We start from the raw sequence: 16289 nt of genomic DNA, 5'->3' as shown, positions 1-16289 counted from the left end.
CCTGCCCGAGATCATCGCCTTGGCCAAGAGCATGTCGGCCAAGACCGGCCGCACCATCCACCTTTACCCGGAAACCAAGCATCCGAGTTATTTCCAGTCGATCGGCCTGCCGCTGGAAGACCGCCTGTTGACGGTATTGGCGCAAGACGATTACAGCGCCAAGCGCGCCGTGATTTTCATCCAGTCGTTTGAAACCGCCAACCTGAAAACCCTGCGCGGCAAGATCGGCAAGAATCATCCGACCTACCGGCTGGTCCAGCTGATGGACGACGGCAAGGCGCAGCCGCCCGATTTTGTGCTGGCCGGCAGCAAACGGACTTACGGCGACCTGATGACTGTTGAGGGAATGAAGGAAGTGGCGGCTTATGCCGATGGCGTCGGCCCTAACAAGCTAAGCATCATCCCGCAAGACAGCAGCGGCAACCTGGGCCAGCCCACCGCACTGGTCAGCAACGCCCATGCCGCCGGCTTGCGGGTGCATCCCTACACCTTCCGGCCGGAAAACACCTTCCTGCCGGCCAGCCTGAAAAGCAATGCGCCAGCCGCCACCCGTAATCCGGATGGCCTGGTGGCGGAAATCCAGGCTTACCTGAAGGCAGGCATCGACGGTTTCTTCACCGACGATCCGGCCATTGGACGGCGCGCGGTGGACACCTTCAAACGCAGCTGACCGATAACGCCGCCGTGGCCATAAAAGCGGCCATGGCGCGCCTTACAAACGCTCGGTCTCGCCGCTCTTGGGCTGCCATTTCATCAGGCGTTTTTCTATCATACCCACCACGGTATCTAGCACCAGCGCAAATGCCGTCAACACCAGGATGCCGGCAAACACGGTATTGATGTCGAAACTGCCTTCGGCCTGCAGGATCAGGTAACCGACACCGCGCGCCGAGCCGAGATATTCACCGACGATGACGCCGACAAAAGCCAGGCCGACCGACGTATGCAGGCTGGAAAACACCCAGGAAGTGGCCGACGGCAGGTACACCGTGCGCAGCAGCTGGCGCTGGTTGGCGCCCAGCATGCGGGCATTGGCCAGCACCACCGGGCTGACTTCCTTGACGCCCTGGTAGACGTTGAAGAACACGATGAAGAACACCAGCGTCACCGCCAGCGCCACCTTGGACCAGATGCCGAGCCCGAACCACATCGCAAAAATCGGCGCCAGGATCACGCGCGGCATAGCGTTGGACGCCTTGATGTAGGGATCGAGAATGGCCGAAGTCAGCGGCGACAGGGCCAGCCACAAACCGACGCCGAGCCCGAGCACCGTGCCTATGCCGAACGCCAGCATGGTTTCGGTCAGGGTCACCAGCAGGTGCGAATAAATCTCCGCCGGAAAAGTCAGGGTGAACCAGGTGTGGTCGCCGAAACCGACTTCCACCGAACCGCTGCCGACGGTAAACCACTGCCAGATGCGCTGCAGCACCTTGATCGGTTCGCCAAAGAAAAACGCAGTCTGCGGATTGCGCGTGGCCAGGTGCCAGATGAGAAAAAACACCAGCAGCACCAATACTTGATAGACGCGCAGGTTCTTGTAATTCGGCTTGATGGTTTTCCACATGATCTTGTTTTATCCCTGTTTCCCGGTGCCGCCCTCAGGCGGCTTTTTTCTGTTGCTGGTAACCCTTCAGCACTTCGTCGCGCAGCACGCTCCAGATCTGCCGGTGGAGTTCCACAAAACGCGGCTCGCTGCGGATTTCCGCGACGTCGCGCGGCCGCGGCAGGTCGATCACGAATTCGCCGATCGGATGGGTGCCGGGTCCCGCCGACAGTACGATCACCCGGTCCGACATGGCGATCGCCTCGTCCAGGTCATGGGTGATGAACAGCACCGCCTTGCGCTTGGCGCTCCACAGTTCCAGCACTTCGTTTTCCATCAGCTGCCTGGTCTGGATATCGAGCGCCGAGAACGGCTCGTCCATCAGGATGATGTCGGGATCGAGGATCAGGGTCTGGGCCAGCGCTACGCGCTTGCGCATACCGCCCGAAAGCTGGTGCGGATAGCGGTCGCCGAAACCTTGCAGGCCGACCCGCGCCAGCCACTCGTCCCCGAGCTGGCGCGCCTTGCTTTCATCGGTCTCCCGGTATTGCAGGCCCGCGATCACGTTCTGCAGCGCGCTGCGCCACGGCATCAAGGCTTCGGCCTGGAACATGTAGCCGGCGCGGCGGTTGATGCCGAGCAGCGGTTCGCCGAACACCTTGACGCTGCCGGTCGACGGCTGCAGCAAGCCGGCGCCGACGTTGAGCAGGGTCGATTTGCCGCAGCCGGTCGGGCCGACCACGGAAACGAATTCGCCCGGCGCAATCGACAGGCTGGTGTCGGCCACCGCGGTATAACGCTGGGAACGGTCATCCTTGGAGATGAAGGTGCAGCTGACGTTGTCGAGAAAAAGGGCTGGAGTCATGGGAGTCGGGATTGGCCTGTTTTTGTTATCCGGCAGGGCGGGCATCCTGCCCGCACGCTGCCGGAACCAGCGTGATAGCGGAAATCACGCGCGGGCAAACCTGCCCGTCCTACTTGTACTTGGCGTTGGCTTTCTTTACAAACTCGTTGGTATAAGTTTGCGACAGGTCGATGTTCTTGCCGGCCAGGTCGGGATCGAACGCCTGCAAGGTACGCAGCGCGACTTGCGGCCCGGCGTCAGGAATGGTGCCGTCCGGCGAAATCGCTTCACGCACTTTCATGAAGGCTTCGATGTACAGGGCGCGGTCGCCCAGCTGGTAGCTTTCCGGTACTGTCTTGACGATGTCGGACGGACCAGCTTTCTGCAGCCATTTCAGCGCGCGCACCATGGCGTTGGTCAAGGCCTGCGTAGTGTTCGGATATTTCTTGATGAAGTCGGCCGAGGCGTACAAGGTGGCCGCCGGCATCGGGCCGCCGAATACGGCATTGGTGTCCTTCAGGGTGCGCGTATCGGCGATGATCCTGATCTCGTTATTCTGCTGCATCATGGTGATCAGCGGATCGAGGTTGGCGATCACGTCGATCGAGCCGGAACGCAATGCCGACAAGGCGCCTGCCGAAGCGCCGACGCCGATGTAAGAAACGTCGGTCGGCTTCAGGCCGCCCTTGGCCAGCACGAAATTGGACATCATGCTGGTCGAGGAACCCGGCGCGGTGACGCCGATCTTCTTGCCTTTCAGGTCGGCGATCGACTTGTAGTTAGGCATGGTCTTGTTGGACACGCCCATGACGATCTGCGGCGCCCTGCCTTGCAATACAAAGGCGACGATATGCTGGTTCTTGGCTTGCATGCTGATGGTGTGCTCGAATGCGCCCGAAACCACGTCGGCGCTGCCGCCGACCAGCGCCTGCAACGCCTTGGCGCCGCCGGCGAAATCGGAAATCGTGACATCCAGGCCTTCATCCTTGAAGTAACCGAGCTGCTCGGCGATTGTCAGCGGCAGGTAATAAAACAGGTTCTTGCCGCCCACGGCGATCGCCACTTTGGTTTTCTCGGGGGTCTGCGCAAACAACTTGCCATTGAAGGTAAAGTACCCCGCCAAGAACAGGCAAAGGGCGATGCCGAACTGCTTCCAGCTGAATTTCATATTGTCTCCTCGTATATCCAGGGTTATTTCACTGCTGTTTTTGTTTGCAATGGTTGTTTTCTTTGCCGTCTTGGCGCGGCTGTCTCGAAACTGGTTACTAGTCTTCCATGATAATACTGCCCGAGCGAAATTAACTCGGACTACTGCTATGTTTTTTTGGCATGGCGCTCCGGTCTGTCAGGTTGCGCGCCGGTCCAGCATCGCGCGCGCGATGGTGCCGGCGTCGACATATTCGAGCTCGCCGCCCACCGGCACGCCGCGCGCCAGTCGGCTGACCTGCAGGCCGCGGGCTTTCATGGTTTCGCTGATGTAATGGGCGGTGGCTTCGCCTTCGTTGGTGAAATTGGTAGCCAGCACCACTTCCTTGACGACGCCGTCGGTGGCGCGGCCGATCAGCTTCTCCAGCTGGATGTCCTTGGGACCGATGCCATCCAGCGGCGACAAGCGTCCCATCAGCACAAAATACAAACCCTTGAAAGTCAGGGTCTGCTCGATCATCAGCTGATCGGTAGGCGTTTCCACCACGCACAGCAAACTCGGATCGCGCTCCGGATCGAGGCAGGTTTCGCATACCTCGTTCTCGGTGAAGGTATTGCACATTGCGCAGTGGCGGATCTGGTCGACCGCCTGGGTCAGCGCCCGCCCCAGCAAGGCCGCACCGTCGCGGTCATGCTGCAGCAAGTGGTAAGCCATGCGCTGTGCCGACTTGGGACCGACGCCGGGCAGATGACGCAAGGCTTCGGTGAGCAAGGTAAGACTGGAAGGAATTTTCACGGCTGGCCCTGCATCAGGTTATACACGTCGTGCAGCGCTTATAAATACGGTTGATCAGAATGGCAGCTTGAAGCCGGCAGGCATGCCAGCGGTCAGGCCCGACATCTTTTCCGCCGACAGCGCTTCAGCCTTGCGCACTGCATCGTTGAAAGCAGCCGCTACTAGGTCTTCCAGCATGTCCTTGTCGTCAGCCAGCAGCGAAGCGTCGATCGCCACGCGCTTGACCGCGTTCTTGCAAGTCATCACGACTTTCACCAGGCCCGCGCCCGACTCGCCTTCGACTTCGATCAAGGCCAGTTGGTCTTGCATCTTCTTCATGTTGTCCTGCATTGCCTGGGCTTGTTTCATCAGCCCTGCCAGTTGGCCCTTCATCATGGTGCTTCTCCTATAAAAACAGATAATTTGACTGGTATTTCAAACGGCGGCCAGGCTCACGCCGGCCCGCATTGTTTCCTGCTGCTTCAGCCCAGGGGCTTGATCGATCCCGGCACGATCGAGGCGCCGAATTCACGCATCATGCTCTGGATGAAGGGATCGCTCTGCGCGGTCAGTTCCGCCAGGCGCTGGCGCTCCGCCTGCGCCGCCAGCATCTGCGCGTTGGCGGTATGACGCACCGTGCCGAGTTCGGTTTCCACCTTGACCGGGCGGCCGAAATGCTCGCTCAGCGCGACCTCCAACTTATCAACACTGCCGGCCGAACGCAAGGTATCGAACGGAATCCGCAGATGGAACTGGGCCGCCGGACCGCTGCTGTCGGACTTGACCAGTTCGCTCTGCTGCGCCAGCTGATGCGCTACGCCGCGCACCGCCAGGGTGGACGCCAGCAACGGCCAGTTGCCGTCCCAGCCCAGGTTCGGATCGGGTTGCAGCACCAGCGGCGGCAACGGCTCTGGCGCAGCGGCCGGCTGTTGCACCACAGGTTCGGGGCGCGCGGGCTGGCGGCCATTGCTCACTGCGCCGTTGGCGGCAGCTGGGCGCGACGGGGCTGGCTGTGAATATGACTCAGTTCGTGACTCAGTTCGCGACTCAGTTTTTTTTTCAGCCGCCGAACTGGAAAATTCGGTGTCCGGCAAATCCATGGGCAGCGGGATCTCTTCTTCCCAAGGCGGCACAGAGGAATTCTGCGGCGCTTGCTGCACATAAGCCGGCGCCGCCGGTTTGGCGTCCGCTACGGCCGCCGCGGCTGGCTGGCTGACCGGCGCTGCCGGCGCCTGGCTTGGCTGCGGCCGCGCCGGTGCGCCGCCCTTACGGGAAGACGCGGCGCGCGCAGCTTCCAGCGCAGCCCGGGCCGGACTCATGGCGCCGTTGCCGGCGGGAGGCGCAAGAGGTGCAACTGGCGCGCTGGTGCTGAGCGTCGGCGGCGCGCTGCTCAGGCGGGCGGCGGTTGGCGCCGCCTGGGCTGGCGGCGCCGGCCTCGATGCGGGGGCCGCTGCAGTCGGTATAGCGCTGGCCTGCGGCCGCGGGCGGCTGACCGGCGGCGGCGCCACGACGCTGCCGTCGGCTTGCGGGCGGAACGCCAGCATGCGCAGCAGGGTCATCGAGAAACCGGCGTATTCGTCCGGTGCCAGGCCGAGTTCATTGCGGCCGTGTACGGCGATCTGGTAAAACAGTTGTATTTCTTCGGCATCGAACAAGGCCGACAGCCGGATCACTTCTTCGCGTTCCGGCAAATCGTCGGCCAGGGCTGCCGGCACGCTTTGCGCCAGCGCTACCCGATGCAGCAAAGTGCCCAGGTCTTGCAACGCCGCGCTGTACGACAGGCTGCGGCTGGCCATGTCGTCGGCCACTGCCAGCAAGCCGGGGCCGTCTTTGGCGGCGAGCGCGTCCAGCACGCGGATCAGGTAGGACTGGTCGAGCGCGCCCAGCATGCCCTGCACTGCTTCCAGGGTCACCTTGCCGGCGGCATAGGCGATCGCCTGGTCGGTCAGCGACAATGCATCGCGCATCGAACCATGGGCGCCTTGCGCCAGCAAGCGCAGAGCCGGGGTTTCGAATTCGATCTGTTCCTGGCCCAGGATATTGTCCAGGTGGCTGATGATATGGCCGGGCGGCATCTGCTTGAGGTTGAACTGCAGGCAGCGCGACAGCACCGTCACCGGGATTTTTTGCGGATCGGTGGTGGCCAGGATGAACTTGACATGGTCGGGCGGCTCTTCCAGCGTCTTCAGCATCGAGTTGAAGGCGTGGTTGGTGAGCATGTGCACTTCGTCGATCATGTAGACCTTGAAGCGCGCATTGGACGGCGCATACACAGCCTGTTCCAGCAACTGCGCCATTTCGTCGACGCCGCGGTTCGAGGCCGCGTCCATCTCGATATAGTCGACAAAGCGCCCGGCGTCGATCGCCACGCACGCTTCGCACACGCCGCACGGCGTCGCGGTGATGCCGCCGTTGCCGTCGGCGCCGATGCAATTCAGCGATTTCGCCAGGATCCGCGACAAGGTGGTCTTGCCGACGCCGCGGGTGCCGGTGAACAGGTAGGCGTGATGCAGGCGCTGTTGCTCCAAGGCGTGCGTCAAGGCCCTTACGACGTGTTCCTGGCCGACCAGCGTATCGAAGCTTCTGGGGCGATATTTACGGGCGAGAACTTGGTAGGACATAGGCAGCGGATAGGGGCAGCAAGTTGTGAAAGCAAATTGTGAAATACAGACAGCATTTTACCTGACAGACGAAGCCAGCACAGTTTTTAAACTTGCCGGCCTTTCATTGGGGAAGCGCCGACTGAAGCGGCGCTCTAGATAATTGCCTGACAACACCTTCCAGAGATCCGGAGCAAGGGGTAAAGTCGAGGTAAAGCCAAGCAATACGGCCCCATAAAATCAGGAGATCACTCATGCAAGGGCAGACCCACGAAGTCACCAACCAGGTGCCTGAACTGTATGGCAACAACCTGTACCTGGACGACACCATCCTGCAGGCAGGCGTGCAGCGCCTGCATGGACAATGGCGCGCCGAGCAGCTGGCGCGCTACGGCGCCGAACTCGGCAGCAAGGAAAGCTGGCAGCTGGCGGAACTGGCCAACCGCCACCAGCCCGAACTGAACACCTTCGACCGCCTCGGCAACCGCATCGACGCCGTCGAATTCCATCCGGCCTGGCATGCCCTGCTAGGCATGCTGCGCCGCGAAGGCCTGCATGCCCTGCCCTGGATCAAACCGCAAAGCGGCAGCCACGTGGCGCGCGCCGCCGGTTATTTCCTGCACGCCCAGCTGGAAGCCGGATCGCTCTGCCCTACCACCATGACTTTCGCCTCGATCCCGGTGCTGCAGCAGGAACCGGCCTTGTTTGCAGCCTTGCAGGCAAAACTGTTGTCATGTGAACATGACAGCCGCGACCTGGCGCTGGAACACAAGAACTCGATCCTGCTCGGCATGGGCATGACGGAAAAACAAGGCGGCTCCGATGTCCGCAGCAATACCACCACGGCCATCCCGCTGGAGGGCGGCGGCGGACGCGGCGCCGGTTACCTGCTGACCGGCCACAAATGGTTTTTCTCGGCGCCGATGTGCGATGCGCATATGGTGCTGGCGCGTACCGAGATGGGCCTGAGCTGCTTTTTCGTGCCGCGCTGGCGGCCCGACGGCAGCAAGAACCCGGTGCAGATCCAGCGCTTGAAAGACAAGCTGGGCAACCGTTCCAATTCCAGCAGCGAGGTGGAATTCCGGGAAGCCTTCGGCATCATGGTCGGCGACGAAGGCCGCGGCATCCCGACCATCATCGAAATGGCTAACCACACCCGCCTCGATTGCGTCATCGGTTCCGCCGGCCTGATGCGCCAGGCGCTGGTGCAAGCGCTGCATCATGCGCGCCACCGCAGCGCCTTCGGCCGTAATCTGGCAGAGCAGCCGCTGATGCAAAACGTCTTGTCCGACCTCGCTTTGGAAAGCGAAGCGGCGACGCTGCTGATGCTGCAGCTGGCCAGCGCTTTCGAACATCCGGACGATCCGCTGCAGCGCGCCTGGCGCCGCATCGTCACGCCCGCCGCCAAGTTCTGGGTCTGCAAGCGGGCGCTGGAATTCAGCGGCGAATGCATGGAAATCTGGGGCGGCAACGGCTATGTCGAAACCGGCCCGATGGCGCGCTTTTACCGCGAAGCGCCGGTCAATTCGATTTGGGAAGGTTCGGGCAACGTCATGTGCCTGGACGTGCTGCGCGCAATTGAACGCGAGCCGGCCGGTTTCGGCTTGCTGCTGGCGCAACTGGCCGAAACTGCGTGCGACCACCCCGGCCTGCGCGGGATGCTGGACGATCTGCAGAAAGACCTGGCGGCGCCGGCCGAACAGCGCGAGATGCTGGGGCGCCGTTTCGTGCAGCGCTTGGTGCTGACGGTCCAGGGCGCCTTGATGCTGCAGCACGCGCCGGCGGTCATCGCCGACGCTTTCATCGCCAGCCGCAGCGAAGCGATGGGCGGACGCGTCTATGGAACCTTGGCCGCGGCACATCTGCAGCAGCAGATCCTGCAACGCGCATGGTTGCAGTAGACAATGATCCGCCGACTTGCTGCTCCTCAAAAAAAACCGGCGATGCCCTTAACGGGCATTGCCGGTTTTCTTTACTCGAATCTTGATACAGGTTCAATGACCACTGAATAACTTGAGAATGTTCTGCTTCTCGTCTTCCTGCGGATTGGTTTGCGGCACAGGCGCAGGAACAGGGGTCCCGTCCGGACCGATTTCCACCGGCGCTCCGCTGGCGCCGGCGCCCAGTCCAAGCGAAGCGATGAAGCCGTTGCCCGGCGTGAAATTGTCGAAGTAAAACTCATTGTTGATGGTAGTGACGCCGGACGGCATAGGCATCTGATATTCCGGCACGCCGCGCAAGGCGCGGCCCATGTACTCGGTCCAGATCGGCAGCGCCAGCTGCGCGCCGAATTCGCGGCTGCCCAGGCTCTTCGGCTGGTCGTAGCCCATCCAGGCCACCGCCACCAGGCTGTTCTGGTAACCGGCGAACCAGCCGTCGAAGGCATCGTTGGTGGTGCCGGTCTTGCCGGCCAAGTCGGTGCGGCGCAGTATATTTGTGCCGGCGCCGGTGCCGCGCTGCGCCACCGATTGCAGTAGGCTGGTCATGATGTAGCTGTTGCGCGCATCCAGCACCCGCGTTGCGTTCTGGCCGGCGACCTGCGGCTCGACCTTGGACAACACGGCGCCGCGCGAATCGGTCACTTGCGAAATCAGGTAAGGATTGACGCGGTAGCCGCCGTTCGCCAGCACCGCATAGGCGCCGACCAGCTGCAGCGGCGTCACCTGCCCCGCGCCCAAGGCCAAAGGCAGGTAAGGCGGCGTCTTGTCGAGATCGAAACCGAAATGGCTGGTGACGAATTCCTGGGCGTACTTGACGCCGATCGCATCCAGCAGGCGGATCGATACCAGGTTCTTCGAACGCTGCAAGCCGGTGCGTAGCGGCATCGGGCCGTCAGGCTGGTCGTCGTCCTTCGGTTCCCATGGTCCCTGGCCAGGCGCGCCGGGGAAAGACACCGGGGCGTCGTTGATGATGGAAGCCGGGCCGAAACCCTTTTCCAGCGCGGCCGAATAGATGAACGGCTTGAAAGTCGAACCGGGCTGGCGCCAGGCCTGGGTGACGTGGTTGAATTTATTCTGGTTGAAATCGAAACCGCCGACCAGGGAACGGATGGCGCCGGTCTGCGGCGTCAGCGACACCATGGTGGCTTCGACCTGCGGCAGCTGGGTGATCTGCCAGCCTTTGGCGGTATTGATGACGCGGATCACCGAACCCTTCTGGATCTTCAGGTTCTTGCCGGCTTTCGCACTCAGGGCCGAGGCGGCAAGGCGCAAGCCTTCGCCGCTGATGGTGACCGCGGTATCGTTGCGCAGCATTGCCTGCACCTGCTTGGGATCGGCGCTCAACACCACGGCCGGCACGATGTCGTCATTGTCGGGCTTGTCTTGCAGGGCGTCTTCGATGGCCTGGTCGCGCTCGTCGCCGCCGGCCGGCAGCTCGATGGTCGCCTCCGGTCCGCGGTAGCCGTGGCGGCGGTCGTAATCCATCACGCCTTTGCGTACCGCGTCATATGCCGCTTGCTGGTCGGCGGCATTGAGGGTGGTAGTCACGCTCAAGCCGCGTGTGTAAGTGTCTTCCTTGAATTGCGCGTACAGCATCTGCCGCACCATTTCGATGGCGTACTCGGCATGCACGCTGTAGTTGTTGCCCTTGGTCTTGACCTGGATATCTTCCGCGATGGCCTGGTCGTACTGTTCCTGGGTGATGAACTCAAGGTCGCGCATGCGTTTCAGGATGTATTCCTGGCGCACCCGGGCGCGCTTCGGATTGACCACCGGGTTGTAGGCCGAAGGCGCTTTCGGCAAACCGGCCAGCATCGCCGCCTGCGCCAGCGTGATGTCCTTCAGGTCCTTGCCGAAATAAGTGCGCGCGGCGGCGGCGAAACCAAACGAGCGCTGCCCCAGGTAGATCTGGTTCATGTAGACCTCCAGGATCTGGTCCTTGCTCAGCGCCGTCTCGATCTTGTAGGCCAGCAGGATTTCATAGATCTTGCGGGAGTAGGTTTTTTCGCTGGACAGGAAAACGTTGCGCGCCACCTGCATGGTGATGGTGCTGGCGCCTTGCGAAGCGCCGCCGTGCATGATGTCGGCCAGGCCGGCGCGCAGGATGCCGATGACGTCGATGCCGCCATGCTGGTAGAAACGCGCATCTTCGATCGCCAGCACCGCATTCTTCATGTCGGCCGGAATGTCGTCCAGCTTGACCAGGCTGCGCCGCTCCTCGCCGAACTCGCCGATCAGGACGTGGTCGGCGGTGTAGATGCGCAGCGGCACCTTCGGTCTGTAGTCGGTGATTGCGTCCAGTGCCGGCAGTTGCGGCGTCATCACCACCAGCGCATATGTCACCAGCAAACCGACTATCACCACACCGGCCAGGACCAGGCCGCCGATGGTCAGCAGCAGCGCATGCGCCACGCTGCCCTTGCCGTTCTTACGGGCCTGGCCAGAGCGGGACTTGTTTCCGGGCTTGTTTGCGTCTTGCTGGGTTTTCTTTGTTGATGACATAGCAATATTCGAGGGAAATAGCCCTGTATCCTACAACATGCCGGGGATCGGACCTCGAATGGCTACGAATTGTTACGAATCGACGGCCCGGGAGCCCGCTGTCCTAGCAGGGCTTGGATCATCTGACGCGTAGTGGCCGCCGCCAGTTCCGGTGTTTCCATCGGAAACAGGTGGCCGCCGGGAATTTGCCTGAAATATTTGCCCACCAAGCGTTTGGTGGCATCCAGTCCAGCCTGCCGGCATTCGACCGAATCGACGCCGCCGACAAAACCGATAGGCACCGGAAAACCGCCTTTCAACACATTGCCCATGTCGTGCGGCAGGGTCCGGTAGACGGCGGTTTCGATATCGCGCCGGAAACGCAGGACCACATTGCCCTGCTCTTCTTCCAACCCGTAGGTAATGTAGTCGCGCAAGACTTCCGGCGCCCAGTTGGCGAATACCTGCTTGCCGGCGAAATGCTGGTAGGCAGCCTCCGCGCTGGGCCACAGGTTGCGCCGCTTCACCGAAAACCGCGCTTGCGAGACCCGCTTGTCCAGCCCCAGCGCCTTGGCCCCGCGCAGCAGGCTGGCGCGCCAGCCGACCACCACCGGCGTGTCCAGCATCACCACGCAGCTGACCAGGTCCGGGCGCTGCTGCGCCGCCAGCAACGCCAGGCCGCCGCCCATCGAGTGCCCGACCAGGATCACCGGCTCGGCGTAACGCGCCGCCAGCTCGTCGATCAGCTCCTGCACCAGCGCCGGCCAGCCGTCGGTGACCGGGTATTGGGGATTATGGGCGTGGATGTCGAGCGAACGCACGTCGTAGTCGTGGCCGAGGAAGTCAAGGAACTGGCGGTAAGTCCCCGTCGGAAAACTGTTGCCGTGGATGAAGTGCAAAATCGGGTGCATAGCGTGTTTCATGAATAAAACAGAAAACCTGTCTTGATGGGGTCCCATTTAAAACCGAAAGCAGCCATGTTCCAAAGGGAATTTTAGAGCCGGCGCTCAGGACGGGAGGAAAACTGCCGGCATGGAATTCCCGTTTTGCCGGACAGGTCAGCGGCCGTACCAGTAGCGCCGATGCTGGCTCCTGTATGTATCGACGCTGATGGTATCGCCGAATTTCAGCAAAATTGCGCCGTCTGTATCGCTGCGCAGATTTGTGCTTCCCAATGCCTGGTAACGCTCCAGGATTTGCTGTTTCGGATGGCGGAAACGGTTGCGGTAGCCGACCTGGAACAGGACGATTTGCGGATCGACGGCGGCCAGGAACGCGGCTGTCGACGAAGTGCCGCTGCCATGATGCGGCGCCAGCAGTACGGTCGATTTCAGTTGACCGGCATGGCTGGCGAGCAGCTGTTTTTCCTGCGCCGCCTCGATATCGCCCGGCAGTAACACCGTATGCTGACCGTGGCTGATCTTGAGGGTGCAGCTGACCGTATTCGCCTTGGCTTTCGCAGCAGCCGATCCCGGATACTGCTCAAGATCAGGATACAGTATTTCGAATTTCACACTGCCCCACTGCCACGCCTGGCCGTCATGGCAACGCTCATGAACGGCCGCGGCCCTGGCGATAACGTGGTCCGGCGCCAGCGAGGAATATACCTTGGCCACCTCGATGCTGCCCATGACCGACAGGGCTCCACCGGAATGATCATTGTCGGCATGCGACACCAGCAACACATCCAGCGCAGCGATGCCGCGCGCCCTCAGGTAAGGAACGATGATGCGGCTGCCGGCATCCGATGCCGGCGAATAATAGGGCCCGCTGTCGTACAGCAAACGGTGCTCGGCGGTCTCCACCAATACCGCCATGCCTTGCCCGACATCGAGCGCCGTGACCCACATCTCACCGGGAGCGGGACGATTGCCGTGATCCAGCAGCAGCGGCAGCCAGCCGGCCAGCGCCAGCCAGCGTAGCGGCCATCCGCGCGGCGCCAGCAGCCAGAGGGTGGCCAGCAGCGCCAGCGCAAAAGTCCACGCTTGCGGCAGCGGCGCCTGCCACACCGCAAACGGCAGCAGGCTCAGCCAGTTCAGGAAAAGCGCCAGCTGCTCCACCAGGACATGGGCGCCGCGCCACAGCCAGGTCGACAGCGGCGCCGGCAGCACGCCGGCGATCAAGGTCAGCGGCGTCACCGCCAGCCCGATCAGCGGAATCGCCAGCGCATTGGCGAGCGGGCCGATCAGCGAGACGCGGCCGAACAGCAAGGCCGTCAGCGGCAGCAAGCCGATGGTCACCGCATATTGGGTAGAGCCGGCCGCCTTCAAGCCTTGCCGCCAGCGCGCCGGCAGCGACTGGTTCTCGACCGCAGCGGCCAGGCTGCGGCCGGCGCTGGTGTAGATGATCACGCCGACCGCGCAGAAAGACAGCCAGAATCCCGGCCACAGCAACGCCCACGGATCGGCCAGCAAGACCGCCGCCAGCGCCGCGCACAACACATGCGTGACACTGGTGATGCGCCCACTCCACAAAGCCAGCGCCACCACCAGCAGCATGTACAAGGTGCGCTGCGCGGGAATGCCGAACCCGGCCAGCGCGACATAGCACAGAGCCGCCAGCGCGCCGCCCAGCGCCGCCGCTTTTTGCGCCGGCAGCAGTAGCGGCAAAGCCGCTCCGGTAAAAAAGGAACGGCGCCACAACGCTGCCGTGATGACCGCGAACATGCCGGCAATCATCGTGATGTGCAGGCCGGAAATGGCCACCAGGTGGCTGATGCCGGTGCGGTTGAACACTTCCCAGTCGGGTTGTTCTATGGCGCGCTGGTCGCCCACCGCCAGCGCCACCAGCACGCCGGCATAGCGATGTTCGGGCAAGGCTTGCAAGATCCGTTCTCGCAGGCCGCTGCGCAGCACTTCGACCACGTTGCCCGGACTGAACACAAACGCCTGCAGCAGCCGGTTCTGCTGATCGGCACGGACGTAGCCGGTGGCGCGCAGCTTGCGTTCCAGCAGCCATGCTTCATAGTCGAAGCCGTGGGGATTGGCGTTGCCGTGGGGACGCTTCAGGCGCACCGTCAACTGCCAGCGCGCGCCGGCCTGCACCCGTGGCTGTTCGCCCTCGTCCGCCTGGTACCAGCCCAGCGCCAGGCGTTGCGGAACGGGTGGAGGTTGGCCATCCTGATCCAGCACTTTTTCCACGGCAAAAGTAAACCGGACGCCGCTCTCTGAATAAGAGGGCAAGCTGTCGATCGTACCGATCACGGTGATATCGCGCCCTTCCCATGCCGGCGGCAATTCATGTCTTAAATAATAGTGGGCGAACAATCCGGCCCAGGCAAAACCAAACAAGGCGCCGGCCAGTACACAGGCAGCCGATCTGAAATAAGGATCAGGGATTTTGTGGACAGCCGCCAGCAACACTAGTCCCAAGGCCAATAAGCCGCACAGCGGCCAGGCTGCGGGCAATACCGCCTGCATTTGCAAAAAAGCAACACCAAGGACAAAACCGATAACGGCGCTGCGCATGCCCTCAGCGTGCTGTTTAAGCCAGCGCCGCCAAACGCGGCAAAGCCGCGCGGGCGTTGTCCGCTGTCGCCCGTGCCAGTTCAGGTATCGCCATCCCGCGCAGCTCGGCCAGCATGGCGCCGATGCGGGGAACCTGCTCAGGCCGGTTGGTTTCCGGATGCAGCCAGGCCGGCGACATGTCGGGAGCGTCGGTCTCCAGCACCAGCGCTGCCAGCGGCAGCTGGACCGCCAGCCGGCGGATCTGCAGCGCGCGGGTAAACGTCATGGCGCCGCCGAAACCGAGCCGGAAACCAAGCCCGATGAAGGCTTCGGCCTGCTGGAAACTGCCGTTGAATGCGTGGGCGATGCCGCCCTGCACCTTGATCCGGCGTAAATGTTTGAGCAAGATGTCCTGCGAGCGGCGCACATGGAGCAGCACCGGCAGGTCGAATTCGCGCGCCAGCTTCAATTGTTCGACGTAGAAATGCTCCTGCTTTTCGCGCAAGGGACCGCTGTCCATGCCGGGAACAAAAAAATCGAGGCCGATTTCGCCTATCGCCACAAAACGCGAATCGGCCATTGCCGCGGCGATCGCCGTGCGCAGCGCCAGCAAATCGGCTTCTTCGGCCTGCGGCACGTAGAGCGGATGTATACCGAGCGCATAAGTGCAGTTCGGCAGTTGCCCCGCCAGCGTTGCGACCGTGGCGAAATTGGCGCGTTCGACCGCCGGGATCACGATCCAGTCGACACCCTGCCGCGCCGCCGCTGCCGCGGCTTGCGCCTGTTCGCCGCCGAATTCAGCGGCGTCAAGATGGCAGTGGGTGTCTATCCACATCGGCAGGTCTTTTCAAAAGGGATTGATAGATTGCCATCCTAGCATGGGCAAACATTGCCTTGTATAAGGATGCGGATAAACAATCCCCTCGCTCCGGCTCAGAGCCTGATAACATGATGCCAAAAAGTATTTGTTAGAAAGCAATGTAGATGTCCATACCGTCCACCCCGTTCGACCAGCGTGAATTCCGCAATGCGCTGGGAACCTTCACCACCGGTGTCACCATCATTACCGCCTGCCAGGCCGACGGCAAGCTGGTCGGCGTTACCGCCAACAGCTTCAATTCGGTCTCGCTCGATCCGCCGCTGGTGCTGTGGAGCTTGTCCAAATCCTCGAACAGCCTGGCAGCCTTCGAGGCCGCTGAATACTGGGCGGTGCACATCCTGTCGCACGACCAGGACCAGCTGGCCACCCATTTCAGCAAACGCGCGCACGACAAATTCGCCGGCCTCGACCTGGAAACCGGCATGGGCGGCGCGCCGCTGCTGGACGGCTGCACCACCCGCATGCAATGCAAGACCGCCTATCGCTACGATGGCGGCGTCGATTTGCTCATGGTCGGCGAAGTCATGCATTTCGAACATTCCGATATTGCCCCTCTGGTATACCAGCGCGGCAATTACGCCGTCGCCACCCGCAAGGAACTGGCCGACGAAGCGGAAGCCCTGATCAAGGCCAC

13 protein-coding genes are annotated in these 16289 nt (G+C 62.2%); 3 read left to right on the top strand and 10 right to left on the bottom strand.

The window, feature by feature from the left end; all coding sequences use genetic code 11:
- The coding region (locus JWQ61_RS03850; protein ID WP_304359353.1) for a glycerophosphodiester phosphodiesterase family protein at positions 1-670 on the top strand (670 nt) is incomplete at its 5' end.
- 42 nt (positions 671-712) lie between these two features.
- On the opposite strand, the gene JWQ61_RS03845 is transcribed toward JWQ61_RS03850, so the two are convergent.
- The 6 genes from JWQ61_RS03845 to JWQ61_RS03820 form a co-directional block, all read right to left on the bottom strand.
- Positions 713-1564: an ABC transporter permease gene (locus tag JWQ61_RS03845; protein ID WP_304359352.1), complete on the bottom strand. Its 852-nt coding sequence runs from the start codon at positions 1562-1564 to the stop codon at positions 713-715.
- Positions 1565-1598: 34 nt separating this feature from the next.
- Positions 1599-2408 (bottom strand): ABC transporter ATP-binding protein, encoded by an 810-nt coding sequence (locus JWQ61_RS03840; RefSeq protein ID WP_304359351.1) that lies wholly within the window; start codon positions 2406-2408, stop codon positions 1599-1601.
- Between the two features lie 109 nt (positions 2409-2517).
- Complete coding sequence (locus JWQ61_RS03835) at positions 2518-3555, bottom strand: ABC transporter substrate-binding protein (protein ID WP_014006789.1); 1038 nt, start codon at positions 3553-3555, stop codon at positions 2518-2520.
- Between the two features lie 177 nt (positions 3556-3732).
- Complete coding sequence (gene recR, locus JWQ61_RS03830; RefSeq protein WP_041742103.1) at positions 3733-4329, bottom strand: recombination mediator RecR; 597 nt, start codon at positions 4327-4329, stop codon at positions 3733-3735.
- 54 nt (positions 4330-4383) lie between these two features.
- On the bottom strand, positions 4384-4704 hold the full coding sequence (locus JWQ61_RS03825; protein ID WP_014006791.1) for a YbaB/EbfC family nucleoid-associated protein: 321 nt from the start codon (positions 4702-4704) through the stop codon (positions 4384-4386).
- An 86-nt stretch (positions 4705-4790) separates the two neighbouring features.
- A complete protein-coding gene (locus tag JWQ61_RS03820; protein ID WP_304359350.1) occupies positions 4791-6929 on the bottom strand; it encodes a DNA polymerase III subunit gamma/tau in 2139 nt (712 codons plus the stop codon).
- 233 nt (positions 6930-7162) lie between these two features.
- On the opposite strand from JWQ61_RS03820, the gene JWQ61_RS03815 reads away from it, so the two are divergent.
- The gene (locus JWQ61_RS03815; RefSeq protein WP_304359349.1) at positions 7163-8809 is read left to right on the top strand and encodes an isovaleryl-CoA dehydrogenase; all 1647 of its coding nucleotides are present in this window, start codon (positions 7163-7165) and stop codon (positions 8807-8809) included.
- 93 nt (positions 8810-8902) lie between these two features.
- Here JWQ61_RS03815 and JWQ61_RS03810 read toward each other — a convergent pair whose 3' ends face one another.
- The 4 genes from JWQ61_RS03810 to JWQ61_RS03795 all read right to left on the bottom strand — a co-directional run bounded on the left by JWQ61_RS03810 (position 8903) and on the right by JWQ61_RS03795 (position 15610).
- Complete coding sequence (locus tag JWQ61_RS03810) at positions 8903-11350, bottom strand: penicillin-binding protein 1A (RefSeq protein WP_304359348.1); 2448 nt, start codon at positions 11348-11350, stop codon at positions 8903-8905.
- A 62-nt stretch (positions 11351-11412) separates the two neighbouring features.
- A complete protein-coding gene (locus JWQ61_RS03805) occupies positions 11413-12240 on the bottom strand; it encodes an alpha/beta fold hydrolase (RefSeq protein WP_304359347.1) in 828 nt (275 codons plus the stop codon).
- Positions 12241-12387: 147 nt separating this feature from the next.
- Entirely contained in the window at positions 12388-14796 is a 2409-nt protein-coding gene (locus JWQ61_RS03800) for a DNA internalization-related competence protein ComEC/Rec2 (RefSeq protein WP_304359346.1), read from the bottom strand.
- Between the two features lie 16 nt (positions 14797-14812).
- On the bottom strand, positions 14813-15610 hold the full coding sequence (locus JWQ61_RS03795) for a TatD family hydrolase (RefSeq protein WP_304359345.1): 798 nt from the start codon (positions 15608-15610) through the stop codon (positions 14813-14815).
- 149 nt (positions 15611-15759) lie between these two features.
- Here JWQ61_RS03795 and JWQ61_RS03790 point away from each other — a divergent pair.
- Positions 15760-16289 (top strand): flavin reductase family protein (locus JWQ61_RS03790; RefSeq protein WP_304359344.1); only part of this gene is annotated, 530 nt, incomplete at its 3' end.

The organism is Collimonas fungivorans (assembly GCF_028292705.1).
Classification (GTDB): Bacteria; Pseudomonadota; Gammaproteobacteria; order Burkholderiales; family Burkholderiaceae_D; genus Collimonas; species Collimonas fungivorans_B.
The sequence above is the reverse complement of the archived record's forward strand: the minus strand, read 5'-3'. Positions and strand labels throughout refer to the sequence as shown.

Coding starts and splice junctions, on each gene's coding strand:
- JWQ61_RS03845 (WP_304359352.1), bottom strand. CDS start 1,564: ATGTGGAAAACCATCAAGCCGAATTACAAGAACCTGCGCGTCTATCAA.
- JWQ61_RS03840 (WP_304359351.1), bottom strand. CDS start 2,408: ATGACTCCAGCCCTTTTTCTCGACAACGTCAGCTGCACCTTCATCTCC.
- JWQ61_RS03795 (WP_304359345.1), bottom strand. CDS start 15,610: ATGTGGATAGACACCCACTGCCATCTTGACGCCGCTGAATTCGGCGGC.
- JWQ61_RS03820 (WP_304359350.1), bottom strand. CDS start 6,929: ATGTCCTACCAAGTTCTCGCCCGTAAATATCGCCCCAGAAGCTTCGAT.
- JWQ61_RS03805 (WP_304359347.1), bottom strand. CDS start 12,240: ATGCACCCGATTTTGCACTTCATCCACGGCAACAGTTTTCCGACGGGG.
- JWQ61_RS03835 (WP_014006789.1), bottom strand. CDS start 3,555: ATGAAATTCAGCTGGAAGCAGTTCGGCATCGCCCTTTGCCTGTTCTTG.
- JWQ61_RS03800 (WP_304359346.1), bottom strand. CDS start 14,796: ATGCGCAGCGCCGTTATCGGTTTTGTCCTTGGTGTTGCTTTTTTGCAA.
- JWQ61_RS03815 (WP_304359349.1), top strand. CDS start 7,163: ATGCAAGGGCAGACCCACGAAGTCACCAACCAGGTGCCTGAACTGTAT.
- JWQ61_RS03825 (WP_014006791.1), bottom strand. CDS start 4,704: ATGATGAAGGGCCAACTGGCAGGGCTGATGAAACAAGCCCAGGCAATG.
- JWQ61_RS03810 (WP_304359348.1), bottom strand. CDS start 11,350: ATGTCATCAACAAAGAAAACCCAGCAAGACGCAAACAAGCCCGGAAAC.